Raw genomic sequence first — 15,889 nt, 5'->3', positions numbered from 1 at the left:
ATGATCCCATCCCTGCTCAACCAATATTTTGGTTTCTCCGAACTCAGACCAGGTCAGGAACAGGTCATCAGCCGGGTGCTAGCTGGCCAGAGTGCCGCCGCCATCTTTCCCACCGGCTCCGGCAAGTCCCTCTGTTACCAGCTGCCTGCCCTTGCCCTGCCCCATCTGACCCTGGTTATTTCGCCACTGATTGCGCTGATGCACGATCAGCTCGCCTTCCTGAAAGGCAAGGGGATCAGCGCCGCGACCCTCGACTCAAGCCAGAGCCCGGAAGAGAGCCGCAGGGTGATGCAACAGGCGCTGGATGGTCAGCTCAAGATCCTGATGATCTCGGTGGAGCGGCTCAAAAACGAGCGTTTTCGCCGCTTTATCGAGCAAGTCCCCCTGTCACTGCTGGTGGTTGACGAAGCGCACTGCATTTCGGAGTGGGGCCACAACTTTCGCCCCGACTACCTCAAGCTGCCGAGCTATCGCCATGACCTGAAGATCCCGCAGGTATTGCTGCTGACCGCCACCGCCACACCGGCGGTTATTCAGGATATGCAGGCCAAATTTGGCATTGAGCCAGCGGGGGTCGTGGTCACCGGTTTCTACCGTTCAAATCTTGATCTGGCGGTCATGCCACTGGCGCCCGATGCGCGGGATGGCTGGCTCGCGCAGGCGCTGGCCCAAGAGCCGACAGCACCCACCATCGTCTATGTCACCTTGCAGCACACCGCCGAAGCGTGCGCTGAGCAGCTCATTGGGCAAGGGATCAACGCCCGGGCATACCATGCCGGACTCGACTCGGCGCTGCGCAGTCAGATCCAGCACGACTTTATGGCAGGCAAGGTGGCTTGCATCATCGCCACCATTGCCTTTGGCATGGGGATCGACAAAGCGGATATCCGGCGGGTCATTCACTACGATCTGCCAAAATCCATCGAGAACTACAGCCAGGAGATTGGCCGCGCCGGGCGGGATAGCCAGCCGTCACGCTGCATCGTGCTGGCCAACCAGAGCCAGTTGCCGGTGCTGGAGAACTTCGTCTACGGCGATACGCCGGACTTGAGTGCCATCCTCCAGCTGCTCGCCATCATCGGACAAAGCGGTGCCGAGTGGGAGTTCACTCTGCTGCGTCTCGCCAATGAGACCAATATTCGCCAGCTGCCCCTTAAAACCCTGCTGGTCTATCTGGAGATGGCGGGCATCATCACCCCGGCCTACAGCTACTACGCCGACTACCGCTTCAAGTTTGTGCTGGATAAAGGCGATATATTGAGTCGTTTCAATCCGGATCGACGCCAGTTTCTGGAACAGCTGTTCGCCTGCGCCCCGCAAGCACGCAGCTGGTGCACCATGGACTTCGATGCGCTTTGGCAGGGTTATCAGGGGGAGCGGCAGCGGGCCGTTGCGGCGCTCGACTACCTGCAGCAGCAGGGCTTGATCGAGCTTGAAAGCAAGCAGATGACCGAGGTCTACCGGATCACCCGTCAAGGGTGGGATAACGAACAGGAAGCCCACGCCCTGCACGGCCTGTTCTTGCAAAAAGAGCAGAGCGAGCTGGCCAGACTGCAGGCCATGCTCGACTTTTTCACCTCACAGGAGTGCCTGAGCTACCGCCTCGCCCGCTATTTCGCCGATGAGGCAGCACCGGTTCACTGCGGCCACTGTTCGGTCTGTCGCGGCGAGGTGGCGCATCTGCCTCCCCTGCCCCAACTGACCATGCCAAACGAGGCAGGGATCCGCGCCTGGTGCGATCCGCTGATCGCCAAGACCGGCTCGGTAGATACCCGGGTGCTGGCCCGTTTCCTGTGTGGTATCGCTACACCGCTGACTAGCCGGGTCAAGGCCAAATCGCTGGCGGGCTCTGGCCAGTTGGCCGCACACCCGTTTGCCCGCGTCCTGGCGGCAGTGCAGCAGGCCTATCCCTGATCGGTGTTCACCCACGCCCTCTACACCCACCAGCAGACATTCACTTCTGCAGACGCCGGAAAAAGAAGACCCTCGCGGTTGCGAGGGTCAAGCCAACGGAAACGTGCTTAAACAGAGCTTGGTGAGGCAACAGTCAACTCTCTTGCTAAAGCGTCTTGCTGATCACACCTTGCCAATCTAGGGCACTCAAAATGTAGCGTCAATGTAAAAAATAGAGCTTTAACACCAAACAGATCAACTGACGTTAACGTGCACGTAATGATGATTTTGTTCATAATGGCGTTAGCCATTGTCCCCACTGATTTTCCCTTCCCGCCGTCTCACTCGCGCAACAAGTTTCCACTCCCTGATAAACATTTATTTTTTATGTCTTTGACATTTACCTCACTATCGTGGCAAAAATAATTTAACAGTCAGTAACATAGCGGTGTTGTTGACTGACCCGGCCCGCATAAGGAACGAGCTGGTTTCTTCAGAATTTAACCAATCCACCGTGATGGACTACTGGGTGCCGTTGACTAGTCTTTAACTAGGTACCACACAACAACAGTGTTCCACTTTTTCAGGGTAAGCGACTATAACGAGGGCAAAGTTATGGGCATATTCGAGCATTACCAACAGCGATATGAGAAAGCAAGGGAAGAGGAGTACACCATTCAGGAGTTCCTGGATATGTGCAAGCAGGACAAAGCCTGCTACACCTCCGCAGCAGAACGCCTGCTGACCGCCATCGGTGAACCTGAGATGGTAGATACCTCTGCCAACCACCGACTGAGCCGCCTGTTCTCCAACCGTGTCGTGGCACGCTATCCCGCATTCAAGGATTTTTACGGGATGGAAGAGGCCATCGAACAGATTGTCTCCTACCTCAAACACTCCGCTCAGGGGCTGGAAGAGAAGAAGCAGATCCTCTATCTGCTGGGTCCCGTTGGCGGCGGTAAATCCTCGCTGGCAGAGAAGCTCAAATCACTGATGCAAAAGGTACCTATCTACCGCATCAAGGGCTCACCGGTTAATGACCACCCCTTCTGCCTGTTCGACATTGAAGAGGATGGCGAGATCCTCGAAAAAGAGTACGGCATCCCACGCCGCTACCTGCGCCCCATCATGTCCCCCTGGGCAGCCAAACGGCTGCACGAGTTTGGTGGCGACATTACCCAATTCAAAGTGGAGAAGGTCAATCCTTCCATCCTCGATCAGATCGCCATCGCCAAAACTGAACCGGGGGATGACAACAACCAGGATATCTCCTCGCTGGTCGGCAAGGTCGACATCCGCATGCTGGAGCATTTCGCCCAGGATGATGCCGATGCTTACTCCTACTCCGGTGCGCTGTGCAAAGCGAACCAGGGGGTGATGGAGTTTGTCGAGATGTTCAAGGCCCCGATCAAGGTACTGCACCCGCTGCTGACCGCCACCCAGGAGGGGAACTACAACGGCACCGAAGGGCTCTCTGCCCTTCCCTTTGACGGTATTTTGCTGGCCCACTCCAACGAGTCCGAATGGCAGCAGTTCCGCAACAACAAGAACAACGAAGCCTTCCTCGACCGGGTCTACATCGTCAAGGTGCCTTACTGCCTGCGCGTGTCGGAAGAGGTGAAGATCTACGAAAAACTGCTGATCAACAGTGAACTGACCGAGGCCAAATGTGCACCGGGCACCCTCGAGCTATTGGGCCAGTTCTCGGTTCTCTCTCGTCTGAAAGAGCCAGAAAACTCCAGCCTCTACTCCAAGATGCGGGTCTATGATGGCGAGAGCCTCAAAGACACCGATCCCAAGGCCAAGAGCTATCAGGAGTACCGTGACTACGCCGGTGTGGATGAAGGGATGCATGGTCTGTCGACCCGTTTTGCGTTCAAGATCCTCTCTCGCGTCTTCAACTTTGACCACGCAGAAGTAGCGGCCAACCCGGTGCATCTCTTCTATGTACTGGAGCAGCAAATCGAGCGTGAACAGTTCCCGCAAGAGCTGCACGATCGCTATCTGGAGTTCATCAAGGGCTACCTGACCCCACGCTATGTGGAATTTATCGGCAAAGAGATCCAGACCGCCTATCTCGAGTCGTACTCAGAGTACGGTCAGAACATCTTCGATCGCTACGTCACCTACGCCGATTTCTGGATACAGGATCAGGAGTACCGTGACCCCGAAACCGGCCAGCTATTTGACCGTTCGTCGCTCAACAGCGAGTTGGAAAAAATTGAAAAACCTGCCGGGATCAGCAACCCGAAAGATTTCCGTAACGAAATCGTCAACTTCGTGCTGCGTGCCCGGGCCAACAATGCAGGCCGTAACCCCAACTGGACCAGTTACGAGAAGCTGCGCACCGTGATCGAGAAGAAGATGTTCTCCAACACGGAAGAGCTGCTGCCGGTTATCTCCTTCAACAGCAAAACCTCGGCCGAGGAGCAGAAGAAGCACGATAACTTTGTCGAACGGATGATGGAGAAAGGCTACACCCGCAAACAGGTGCGACTGCTCTCCGAATGGTATCTCAGGGTACGCAAGTCATCCTGACCCTGCCGTGGTTCAAGGGGGAGTTATGGCGCATTTTATCGACCGCAGGCTCAACGGCAAAAACAAAAGCGCTGTCAATCGGCAGCGCTTCATTCGCCGCTACAAGAAGCAGATAAAACAAGCGGTCTCGGATGCTGTCTCCAAGCGCAGCATTCAGGACGTAGACAAAGGCGAGAACATCAGCATCCCGACCAAGGATATCGGTGAACCCCATTTCCATCAGGGGCAAGGCGGTAAACGGGAGATGGTGCATCCCGGCAATGACCAGTTCATCTCAGGTGACAAGATTGACCGCCCCAAAGGAGGGGGCGGTGGTCAAGGCTCTGGTGAGGGGCAAGCATCCAATCAGGGAGAAGGGGCTGACGACTTCGTGTTCCAGATCTCCAAGGATGAATATCTCGACCTGCTGTTTGAAGATCTGGAGCTGCCACGACTGCAGAAAACCCAGCTCAACCAGCTGATGGAGATGAAAACCTACCGGGCTGGCTACACCTCCAATGGCGTACCCGCCAACATCAACGTGGTGCGTTCTCTGCAAAATTCGCTGGCACGCCGCATGGCGTTGCAAGCGGGCAAGAAACGTCAGCTCCATGAGCTGGAAGATCGGCTGGCCCTGCTGGCCACCGATCCCAACGAACACTTTGCCGAAATCGCCCAGCTTGAGAAGGAGATCAGAGAGCTGAAACGGCGGATCAATGCGGTGCCGTTTATCGACACCTTCGATCTGAAGTTCAACAACTTCGTCAAGCGGCCGGTTCCCTCCAGCCAGGCGGTGATGTTCTGTCTGATGGACGTCTCGGGTTCCATGGATCAGGCCACCAAGGAGATGGCCAAGCGTTTCTATATCCTGCTCTATCTGTTCCTGAGCCGGACCTACAAGAACGTCGAGGTGGTCTATATCCGCCACCACACCCAGGCCAAGGAGGTGGACGAACACGAGTTCTTCTACTCCCAGGAGACCGGCGGCACCATCGTCTCCAGTGCGCTCAAGATGATGAACGACATCATCAACGAGCGTTATCCGGCCAATCAGTGGAACATCTATGCGGCGCAGGCATCCGATGGGGATAACTGGGCCGATGACTCACCACAATGCAAGGAGATCCTGGCACGGGACATCATGCCGCGAGTGCGGTACTACTCCTACATCGAGATCACCACCCGCGCCCACCAGACCCTGTGGCACGAGTATGAGTCGGTGGCCAGCCAGTTCCCCCACTTTGCGATGGAACACATTCGCAAGGTTGAGGATATCTATCCGGTGTTCCGTGAACTGTTCAAGAAACAAGCGGCGTGAGGAGGTCCTATGATCGAAACCGAAAAAAGAGTAGCGCCACTGGATGACGGACCGGACTGGAACTTTGAGCTGCTGGAGACCTACCACCAGGAGATTGCCCGGGTCGCCCGATCTTACAAGCTCGACACCTATCCTAATCAGATCGAGGTGATCACCGCCGAGCAGATGATGGATGCCTACTCCAGTGTCGGTATGCCGCTCGGTTACCAACACTGGTCATTTGGCAAACGCTTTATCCATACCGAGCGCAACTACAAGCGCGGCCAGATGGGGCTGGCCTACGAGATCGTCATCAACTCGGACCCCTGCATCGCCTATCTGATGGAGGAGAACACCATGCCGATGCAGGCGCTGGTGATGGCCCACGCTTGCTATGGTCACAACTCCTTCTTCAAGAACAACTATCTGTTCAAGGCGTGGACTGATGCCTCCTCGATTATCGACTACCTGCTGTTCGCCAAAAAATACATTACCGAGTGTGAAGAAAAACACGGTATTGACGCAGTAGAGCGGTTGCTGGACTCCTGTCATGCCCTGATGAACTACGGGGTGGATCGCTACAAGCGGCCCCAGAAAATCTCGATGGCCGAGGAAAAACGGCGCCAAAAAGCACGGGAAGATTACCTGCAAACCCAGGTCAACGAGCTGTGGCGTACCCTACCCAAGCAGCATAAAGCGGCGGGGGTCGAGGACAGACGCTACCCTGCCGAACCTCAGGAGAACATTCTCTACTTCATCGAGAAGAATGCCCCCTTGCTGGAGCCCTGGCAGCGGGAAGTGGTGCGCATCGTGCGCAAGATCAGCCAGTATTTTTATCCGCAAAAGCAGACCCAGGTGATGAACGAGGGGTGGGCCACCTTCTGGCACTACACCATCCTCAACCACCTCTATGACGAGGGCAAGCTGAGCGATAGCTTCATGATGGAGGTGCTGCACAGCCACACCAACGTGGTCTATCAACCGGCCTATAACAGTCGCTACTACTCGGGGATCAACCCCTATGCGCTGGGGTTTGCCATGTTTACCGACCTGCGCCGCATCTGTGAGAACCCGACCGAGGAGGACAGATACTGGTTCCCCGATTATGCTGGCAGCAACTGGGTCGAGACCCTCCATTTTGCCATGCAGAACTTCAAGGATGAGAGCTTTATCAGCCAGTTCTTAAGCCCCAAGGTGATGCGGGACCTGAAGCTGTTCGCCATTGATGACGATGACCTCAAAAACTATCTCAAGGTCTCCGCCATCCATAATGACGAGGGGTACCGTCAGGTGCGCAATACCCTGTCGGCCCAGTACAATCTCAGCAATCTGGAGCCCAATATTCAGGTCTACAACGTGGCAGTGAAGGGGGATCGCTCCCTCACCCTGCGCTACGTGCCACACAACCGCATCCCCCTTGGCGACTCGCGCCATGAGGTGCTCAAGCACCTGCATCAACTGTGGGGGTTCGACGTGGTGCTGGAGCAGGATAACGGCGATCTGCCAGCAGACATCATCGGCCGCTGCCCGGAGCGAAAACCGGGGATCTGACCGGTTACCAGATCTCTCTACGGCTCACTTCGGTGGGCCGTTTTTTTATCTGCTCTCAACCACCTTGCGTGTTTTCTCTGCTCAGATCACGGCCGCAGACACCACACATGCAATAGAAAGAGGCCCGCACTGTGGTACGGGCCTCTTTGTCTTGCGGTCAATCTGCCACGGTTATCAGTAGAAGGTCTGCTGCTCTGCCGCCATCGCCTTGAGGCGGGCACAGGGGGCGAACCGGTCGCCGTGACGCTTCTGGTAATACTCAAGACGACCAACCAGATGATCGATCCCGAGCTTGTCCATATAGCGGAACGGGCCGCCGAGGAACGGCGGGAAACCGATGCCGAAGATGGCACCGATATCGCCATCACGGGCCGAGGCTACCACACCGCTATCCAGCGCCATGGCGGCTTCGTTGAGCATCAACAGCACGCAGCGCTCGGCGATTTCTTGGCGGGCAAGCTTGGCTGAAGGTTTGATCCCTAGCACGCCATAGACGCTCTCGTCCACCTTCTTCTTGCCCTCTTTACCGGTCAAGCGATTACGCGGGGCCGCCTTGCCGTAGAGGTAGAAGCCCTTGCCGTTCTTGCGGCCCTTGCGATCGTTTTGCAGCAGCTTGTCGAACGCCTTGGGCGCCTGGAACTGCTCGCCGCCCAGCTCTTGCTCGAGGATGGGGGAGATCTTGGCACCCACATCGATCCCCACCTCATCGAGCAGGGTGATGGGGCCAACCGGGAAGCCGAAGTCCAGCAACGCGCTGTCCAGCACCTCCACCGGCTCCCCTTCCAGCACCAGTCGCGCCGCTTCGTTCATGTAAGGGGCGAGGATGCGGTTGACGTAGAAACCGGCTTCGTCTTTCACCACAATGGGCGTCTTGCCCTGAGCACGGGCAAAAGCCAGGGTGGTAGCGACCGTCTCGGCACTGGTGCCGGCGTGGGGGATGATCTCCGCCAGCGGCATCTTGTCCACCGGGCTGAAGTAGTGCAGCCCCACGACTCGCTCCGGGTGCGCCGCCTCTGCCGCAATCTGGTTGATGGGCAGAGAAGAGGTGTTAGAGGCAAACACTGTGTGCTCACCGCACTCGCGCTCCACATCCTTCACCATCTGGTGCTTGAGCGCGAGATCTTCAAATACCGCCTCCACCACCATGTCGATCCGATGAAAACCGGAGTAGTCGACGGTACCGGTCAGCAGGCTCATCTGTTTTTCCAGCTCGCTGCGCAGTAGTTGGCGACGCTTGAGCTTCTTGGCCAGAATGTCGTAGCTGTAGCGCATGGCATTGCCGATACCGGTGCTTGCCACATCCTTGATCCGCACCGGCACGCCCGCCTTGGTGGCGGTGACAAACGCAATGCCGCCGCCCATCAGACCACCGCCCAATACGGCGGCATGGGCCACCTTGCGCGGCTCGGCCCCTTGATAAGTGACCTCTTTCTTCATCTCGGTAGTGGCAAAGAAGATGGAGCGCAGAGCGGCAGATTCCGCCGTCATCACCAACTCGCCAAAGTGACGGGATTCGGCGGCAAGACCGGCCTTCATCCCCTCCTCCACGCCGATCCGCACTACCTCGAGGATCCGCTCTGGCGCAGGATAGTTACCACGGGTCTTGGCTTTCACCCCTTTGCTGGCCTGATCGAACAGCACCTTGCGGCCCAACTTGTTGGTCTCCAGCACCTTGCCTTGCAGATCCCGCTTCAATTGATGACGCGGTTTGCCTTTTTTGGCCAGCTTGATGGCGGCATCCAGCAGGATGGAGGGCGGTACCAGATCGTCCACCAGCCCCAGCTTTTTAGCTTGTTTGGCCCGCACCTGCTTGCCGGTCAGCATCAGATCCAGCGCCTTGGCCACCCCAATGAGGCGCGGCAAGCGCTGGGTACCACCCGAGCCTGGCAGCAGGCCAAGCTGGACTTCCGGCAATCCCAACACAGTTTTACCGTGATCCGTCACCACCCGGCCATGACAGGCCAGCGCCAGCTCCAACCCGCCACCGAGGCAAGGGCCGTGGATGGCGGCGATCACCGGAATGGTCAGTGCTTCGATCTCGGCAAAGATCTCCTGCCCTTCTCGCGACAGGGTCTCGGCATCCTTGGCACTGGTGCAGGCGGCCAGCATGGTGATGTCGGCGCCGGCGATGAAGGAGTCCTTCTTGCCAGAGGTGATCACCAGCCCAATCAGATCCTTGTTACGCTTCACCTCGGCCAGCACGGTGCGGATCTCCTCCACAAAGGCAGCCTTGAGGGTATTCATGCTCTCGCCCGGCACATCCATGGTGAGGATGCCGATACCATCTTTGCGAACATCCAGGGAAAAAGTCTTAGCGCTCATCATTCAACCTCCAACACCATAGCCACGCCCAATCCACCCGCCGCACAGGCGGTGTTGAGCCCAAATCCCCCGCCGCGACGACGCAGCTCGTGCAGGGTCTGGGTGATCATCCGCGCACCGGTCGCGGCAAAGGGGTGGCCATAGGCCAGCGAGCCACCGAGGACGTTAAATTTATCCATGTCCACTTCACCGATGGCCTGATCACGGCCCAGCTTGTCACGGGCAAACTCGGGGCTGGCAAACATCTTGAGGTTGGCCAGGGTCTGGGCGGCAAAGGCTTCATGCATGTCGATCAAGGTTAGATCGCTGAGCGTGATCCCGGCTCTGTCCAGCGCCAGCGGCGTGGCATAGGAGGGGCCCATCAGCATGTCTTGCCACACATCGATGGCCGAGAAAGCGAAACTGCGGATATAGCCCAGCGGCTCGAGACCCAGCTCTTTGGCCCGCCCTTCCCGCATCAGCAGCACGGCGGCGGCGCCATCGGTCAGCGGCGTGGCGTTGGCCGCAGTGACAGTGCCATGGACCCGGTCAAACACCGGCTTGAGCTTGGCGTAACTCGCCAGATCGGAGCTTTCACGGATATTGTTGTCCCGCTCCAGCGGTGACTTGTAAGGGGGCACATGGGCGGTAAACACCTCGCCGCTGAGCTTGCCTTGCGCCCACGCTTCTGCAGCCAGGGTGTGGGAGCGATGAGCCAGCGCATCTTGTGCCTCACGGCTGATATGGTGGCTCTTGGCCATCTGCTCGGCGGTCTGCCCCATGGAGAGGCCAGTAGAGTATTCCGCCACCGCCGGTGGCACCGGCAGCAGATCCTTGATCCTCAATGTCCGCAGAATATTGAAGCGCTGTTGCAGATTGCGTGCCTTGTTGAGATCCACCAGAGTGCGAGCCAGCTTTTTACTCACGCCGATGGGCAGCACAGAAGAGGAGTCGGCACCGCCAGCGATGGCGATATCCACAGTGCCAGCCATGATCGATTCAGTGACGTTGGCCACCGCCTGAAAACTGGTGGCGCAGGCGCGGGAGACGCTATAGGCATCCGTGGCAATGCTCATGCCAGTGCCGAGCACGATCTCGCGGGCAATGTTGGGGGCTTCCGGCATCTGCACCACCTGACCGAACACCAGCTGATCGATGAGGGCGGGGTCGAGATCGGTGCGGGCGAGCAGCTCGCTCACCACCAGTTTGCCGAGATCGACTGCAGGCACGCCATGAAAGGCGGTGGCCTGCTTGGCAAAAGGGGTACGCAGCCCCGCCACGACGGCAATCCGTTCGCCCTGGCGAGTCGTCAGTTTCAATGGCTGTTTCATCCTGGCTCCTTGGTTAAACGCAAAGATAAAAAGGTAGAGGTCTGACCTCATTGCGCCACATCTTAACAATCCACTCACAAGTTTCATACAGCTGATTGAAACTAAATTAAGCGCAGCAAGGCCCCTTCACTCGCCCTTGGGGAGCAACTGGAGTATAAAAAGATCAACTTCCATAAAAACAACGGGTTTATCGCATGGCAGCGGCCGAGTTCAGCGCGCTTAGGGACTATCTTGGCAGTCAAATTCTGGGGCAGGAGGAGCTCATCGAAGGGCTCTTGATCGCCCTGTTATGTGAAGGACATGTATTAATCGAAGGGGCGCCCGGCCTTGCCAAAACCCGCGCCGTCAAGGCATTGGCTGGCGCCGTTGAGGGGCGCTTCGCCCGTATCCAGTTTACCCCCGATCTGCTCCCTGCCGACCTCACCGGCAGCGAAGTGTTTCACCCGCAAGATGCCAGTTTTGTATTCCAGCCGGGCCCCCTGTTCAACCATCTGGTGCTGGCAGACGAGATCAACCGGGCGCCCGCCAAGGTGCAATCAGCCCTGCTGGAAGCCATGGCCGAACATCAGATCACTGTGGGCAAAAAGAGCTGGCGGCTACCGCCACTCTTTATGGTCGCCGCCACCCAGAACCCCATCGAACAGGAGGGGACCTATCCCCTGCCGGAGGCTCAGCTCGACCGCTTTTTGCTCAAGCTGATAGTGGATTACCCCAGCCCCACCATGGAGCTGGCCATCTTGCAGCTTAACGCCAGCGGCGAGCAGCTTGGCGCTGCGCCGGTGACCCTGAGCCAGACCACCTTGCAAAGTGCCCGCAGTGAGGTGCTAGCGGTCAGCATGCAGAGCAGACTGGAGCACTATCTGGTAGAGCTGGTCTGCGCCACCCGCCCGGGCAGCGGCCTGTGCCCCGCCCTTGAGCCGCTGATTGCGGTGGGCGCCAGCCCCAGAGCGACACTGGGGCTGGCCCGATCTGCCCGCGCCCGTGCCTGGCTCGCGGGGCGTGACTATGTGCTGCCGGAAGATATCCAGCTGCAGGCCTATCCGGTGCTACGCCACCGCCTGATCCCCAGCTATCAGGCACTGGCTGACAATCTGGATAACGATATCCTGATCGCCCAACTGCTGGATCAGGTGCCATGCCCCTAGACCCCGGCCTGCATCCCGACATAGATCTGTCACTGCCACGGCTGCTCAATATCCGGCTCTGGGCCAAGGCCAGGGCCAGGCCGAAAACAGGTTTGAGCAGCAGCGAACGCGGCAAACCGGGTCGCTCGCCTGGGCTCACGTTTCGGGAACTGCGCGCCTATCAGGCTGGTGACGAGGTACGCCATATCGACTGGCGGGTCACGGCGCGCCTCGGTCGCCCCTACACCCGCCTCTACAGCGAGGAGCTTGATCAAGCGCACTGGCTGCTGCTCGATCTCTCTCCTGCCATGTATTTCGGCTCCACGCTGCAGCTCAAGGCGCGCCTCGCCTGCGAGCTGGCGGCGGCCCTGATCTGGCAAGGGGAGAAGCAGCACAACACCCTGATCTGCCACGGACTTGTTTCCCATCGCCAGAGCCAGCGCGGCAGCGTACTTCCCCTGCTAGAATCTCTCTGCCACCACTACCAGCAAGGGCTGGCACGGCGGGTACTCTCCCATTCACTGGCCGACACCTTGGCCAGCGTGAAGCTGCCCCACGGTGCCAAACTGACGCTCATCACCGACCACAGACCCTGCGAGTCGGCGCTCTGTCAGCAGTTGCAGCTGCTCTCGCGGCGCCACGATATCCACTATTGGCAGATCCGCGATCCCCTCGAAGCCGCCCTGCCCCCTGACGGCCAGCTGCCAGTGACCATCGATAGGCCAGCCCAGCACTATCAGGGCTGGCTGGATGGGGGCCATGCCGGTTTCTCCCGCCGCTACCAGCAAGCCGCCGAGCAGCAGCTGGCCCACGGCAAGCAGCAGTTATTGCCGCTGGTACAGCGCCTCTATCTGCTCGATAACAGCCAGACGCTGCAACAACAGTGGCAGGAGGGGTTATGTCATCAGGGGTAATAGCGCCAACAGATCTCGGCACTGCCAGTCCCACCTCCGAGGCCATGACCGCGCAGTTGGCCGCCCTGATGCGAGACATCCACCCGGGGCCTGATCTGATTGAGCAGAGTCTGGACCCCAGAATACAGGCGTTACTGTGGCTACTGATCACAGGTTTATTGCTGCTACTGATCGCCCTGTTTGCCCGGCGGTTGCTACGTTACCGCCGCTGGTGCCGCCAGCTGGAGGGTGATCCGGCGCTACTGGTGACGCGCATACACGAGGCGCTGCGCCATGAAGCGCTGCAACGCTGGCCCGAGGCGCGCCAGTTGCAGGGAGAGGCGTGGCTCGCCTTCGTCGATCGTCACGGCGGCAGCGATTTCAGCCAGTTCTCCCATCACTGGAGCAGTTGGCTCTATGGCAGCCAGAGCCCGACCCGCGAGCAGTGCGAACAGCTGCGGCAAGAGTACCGCCGCTGGGGTCAAACCCTCTTCTTACCGTGTTCTCCCCGCTCAGGGCGTAAAGCCGCGCGGAGACATTCATGACCCTGGCCTGGCCCTGGTTTGCGCTGGCGCTGGTGCTGCCCTTGCTGGTGCGCTTCGGTTTACCGCCCCTGCGCCGTGGTTATCTGGCTCACCCCGGGTTTGCTCTGCTTCGCCCCCACGCCGGATTGCCGCTCTGGCGCGCCATGCTGCTCTGGTGCGCCCTTATCCTCGCCCTCTGCCGCCCCCAGTTATGGGGTGAACCGGTGATCCGATATGAAGGGAGCCGGGATCTGCTGATCGCGGTCGATCTCTCCGACAGCATGCGCACCCCGGATATGCTCGACAGCGGCGAGCAGCAGGCGCGGCTAACGGCGGTGCGCCAGCAGCTCAAGGCGCTGATCGCCAAGCGGGCCGGAGACAGGGTTGGCCTCATCGTTTTTGCCGATCACGCCTACCTGCTCTCTCCCCTTACTCAAGAGATCCCGGCGCTGCTGACCTTGAGCGACGAGCTCGATTTTGATCTGGTCGGCCGCACCACCGCCCTTGGTGAGGCCATTTTGCTGGCACGCCAGCATGGGGACCCTAATCGCCCGACAGCTCTGCTGCTGGTGACCGATGGCCGCAATACTGCAGGCAATGCCGACCCACAGCAGGAGGCCAAACTCGCCGCGGCGCAGGGAATACGGATCTATACGCTGGGGGTCGGAGCCGATCCCGATACCTTTATCCAACCCTACGATGAAGCGGGCAGCGGTCAGGCCGATCCCAGCAGCGAGCTGGACGAGCCGCTGCTTAAAGAGCTGGCGCAGATCGGCAAGGGGCATTACTTTCGGGCTCGCACCCAGAGCGATCTCGATACCATCAACGCGACCCTCAATGCCCTTGAACCTGCCCCCATGCCAATTGCCCACTATCAACCGGTGACCGAGCTCTACCCCTGGCCGCTGGCACTGCTTTGTGGCTTGCTGCTTCTGCCTGCTGGACGCGGCAGGCTGGAATTTCGCAAGGTACGTAGCTGGCTTGCCCGAGGCGCGCGCAGATGGAGCTGATCTTGCTGCGCCCCCTGTGGCTGATCGCTCTCATCCCTTGGATCTGGCAAGGGTGGCGCCGTCGTCGCCAGCCCCCGCTGCTCGCGCCAGCCATGCACGCTTATCTGCTGCCATCATCCCGTTCCGAGCGCCCCTGGCTCTGGCTCTGGCTGGCGACACTGCCGATCATTTTGGCCCTGAGCGGACCGGCACTGCGCAGTGAGCTGCAACAGCAGCCTGCGGCACCGCTTGATATCTGGCTGCTGGACTTGTCACGATCGATGACCGCAACCGACCTCAAACCGGATCGGGCAACCCGGATCAGATGGCAGTTGCAGCAACTGCTCAGCCACGCCGAGGGCGAGCGCATCGCGCTGATCCTCTACGCCGGTGATGCCTACCTCGCCATGCCGCCCACCCGGGATCATCAGGCCCTCGCGTTACTGCTGCCCGACTTGCGCCCCGATATCATGCCGCTGCAGGGCAGCAACCCGGCACGGGCCATTGAACTTGCCATGCAACAACTTGCCCCCGGTGAGCAGGCTCGTCTGCTGCTGATCACCGACGACCTCACCACGAACCAGATGGAACAAATTAGCGCCTTGTGGCCTTGCCAGCAGCGCCTGCTTTGCCGCGACACCCAACCGGCTCGCCTCGATATCCTGCTCGCCAGCAGCGGCCAAGCGGCCTCCATGCCCGCCATTGCTGCCAATGAGCTGGGTTTTGCTACCCGCATGCCGGCACAACTGCCTGCCCCCGATAGTCAGGCCATGGCCGCGCTGGCCAATCGCCTCGGCGGTGAGCTGCAGTGGCTTGGCAGCGACGCGCCGCGCTTTGCGCCGCTGCCCGCCACTAGCTCGGCCCTCACCCCGGCGCCACTCGATTTGGGCCCCTGGCTGCTGATCCCCTTGTTACCGCTGGCCTTGCTGGCCAGAGTCGGCGCCCGGCTGATGGTGGCGCTGATCATGGTACTACCGCTGCTCGTCCCTCAGGATCTGCAAGCAGCAGATGGGATGGAGCTGCGCGCCATGCAGGCTTATCAACAGGGGGAATTTCAACAGGCCGCCCGCACCTTCAATGATCCGATCTGGCGCGGCAACGCTTGGTATCGGGCCGGTGCCTATCGGCAAGCCATTGCGGCCTATCAAGAAGCCGCGAGCGCCACCGCCCACTACAACCGCGGCAACGCCCTGCTGCAACTGGGTGAGTTTGCCCCCGCCAAAGAGGCCTATCTGGCGGCCCTGGCGCTGGAACCTGGCCATGAAGATGCGCTCTATAACCTCTCGCTGTTACAAGGCGGCGCGGCGGCGGCCCCCGACCCCAACAACAGCAAACAACCCGAACCAGCGGCTGATCAGCAGGCGACGGCAATGCCCCTGCCACCCTCTCCCCCGGTGTTGCTGCTGGAACAGCGACTGCGCAAAGAGGCACTGCGCCGGGACCTGATCAAGGTGGAGGAGCCCTGGTGA

11 protein-coding genes are annotated in these 15,889 nt (G+C 59.4%); 9 read left to right on the top strand and 2 right to left on the bottom strand.

The genetic code is table 11. The annotated features are described in order from the left end of the window. The 4 genes from ACY8FN_RS13250 (at position 1) to ACY8FN_RS13235 (ending at position 7,258) form a co-directional block, all read left to right on the top strand. Entirely contained in the window at positions 1–1,914 is a 1,914-nt protein-coding gene (locus ACY8FN_RS13250; RefSeq protein WP_463100251.1) for a RecQ family ATP-dependent DNA helicase, read from the top strand. 594 nt (positions 1,915–2,508) lie between these two features. Then, positions 2,509–4,431, top strand: coding sequence for a PrkA family serine protein kinase (locus tag ACY8FN_RS13245; protein ID WP_042023831.1), 1,923 nt, complete (start codon positions 2,509–2,511; stop codon positions 4,429–4,431). A 25-nt stretch (positions 4,432–4,456) separates the two neighbouring features. Then, complete coding sequence (locus ACY8FN_RS13240) at positions 4,457–5,728, top strand: YeaH/YhbH family protein (protein ID WP_042023833.1); 1,272 nt, start codon at positions 4,457–4,459, stop codon at positions 5,726–5,728. Between the two features lie 9 nt (positions 5,729–5,737). After that, entirely contained in the window at positions 5,738–7,258 is a 1,521-nt protein-coding gene (locus ACY8FN_RS13235) for a SpoVR family protein (RefSeq protein WP_068978805.1), read from the top strand. Positions 7,259–7,432: 174 nt separating this feature from the next. Here the strand turns inward: ACY8FN_RS13235 and fadJ are convergent, their stop codons facing one another. Then, positions 7,433–9,580, bottom strand: a complete 2,148-nt coding sequence (gene fadJ, locus ACY8FN_RS13230) for a fatty acid oxidation complex subunit alpha FadJ (RefSeq protein WP_463101172.1) — start codon at positions 9,578–9,580, stop codon at positions 7,433–7,435. Next, positions 9,580–10,890 (bottom strand): acetyl-CoA C-acyltransferase FadI, encoded by a 1,311-nt coding sequence (fadI, locus tag ACY8FN_RS13225; RefSeq protein WP_463100250.1) that lies wholly within the window; start codon positions 10,888–10,890, stop codon positions 9,580–9,582. The genes fadJ and fadI overlap by 1 nt, the downstream gene beginning before the upstream one ends. Before the next feature lie 194 nt (positions 10,891–11,084). Between fadI and ACY8FN_RS13220 the strand changes: the two genes are divergently transcribed. From ACY8FN_RS13220 to ACY8FN_RS13200, 5 genes are read left to right on the top strand one after another with little or no spacing between them, the layout of a single operon-like run. Beyond that, complete coding sequence (locus ACY8FN_RS13220) at positions 11,085–12,035, top strand: AAA family ATPase (RefSeq protein ID WP_101324635.1); 951 nt, start codon at positions 11,085–11,087, stop codon at positions 12,033–12,035. Next, on the top strand, positions 12,026–12,928 hold the full coding sequence (locus tag ACY8FN_RS13215) for a DUF58 domain-containing protein (RefSeq protein WP_463100249.1): 903 nt from the start codon (positions 12,026–12,028) through the stop codon (positions 12,926–12,928). Before ACY8FN_RS13220 ends, ACY8FN_RS13215 begins: the two co-directional genes overlap by 10 nt. Continuing rightward, positions 12,913–13,452: a DUF4381 domain-containing protein gene (locus tag ACY8FN_RS13210; protein ID WP_463100248.1), complete on the top strand. Its 540-nt coding sequence runs from the start codon at positions 12,913–12,915 to the stop codon at positions 13,450–13,452. Before ACY8FN_RS13215 ends, ACY8FN_RS13210 begins: the two co-directional genes overlap by 16 nt. After that, positions 13,449–14,441 carry a VWA domain-containing protein gene (locus ACY8FN_RS13205; protein WP_463100247.1) on the top strand — a complete coding sequence of 331 codons (993 nt, stop codon included), beginning with the start codon at positions 13,449–13,451 and terminating at the stop codon, positions 14,439–14,441. Before ACY8FN_RS13210 ends, ACY8FN_RS13205 begins: the two co-directional genes overlap by 4 nt. Continuing rightward, complete coding sequence (locus ACY8FN_RS13200) at positions 14,432–15,889, top strand: vWA domain-containing protein (RefSeq protein ID WP_463100246.1); 1,458 nt, start codon at positions 14,432–14,434, stop codon at positions 15,887–15,889. Before ACY8FN_RS13205 ends, ACY8FN_RS13200 begins: the two co-directional genes overlap by 10 nt.

It is taken from the genome of Aeromonas sp. 160P (assembly GCF_055193095.1).
The sequence above is the reverse complement of the archived record's forward strand: the minus strand, read 5'-3'. Positions and strand labels throughout refer to the sequence as shown.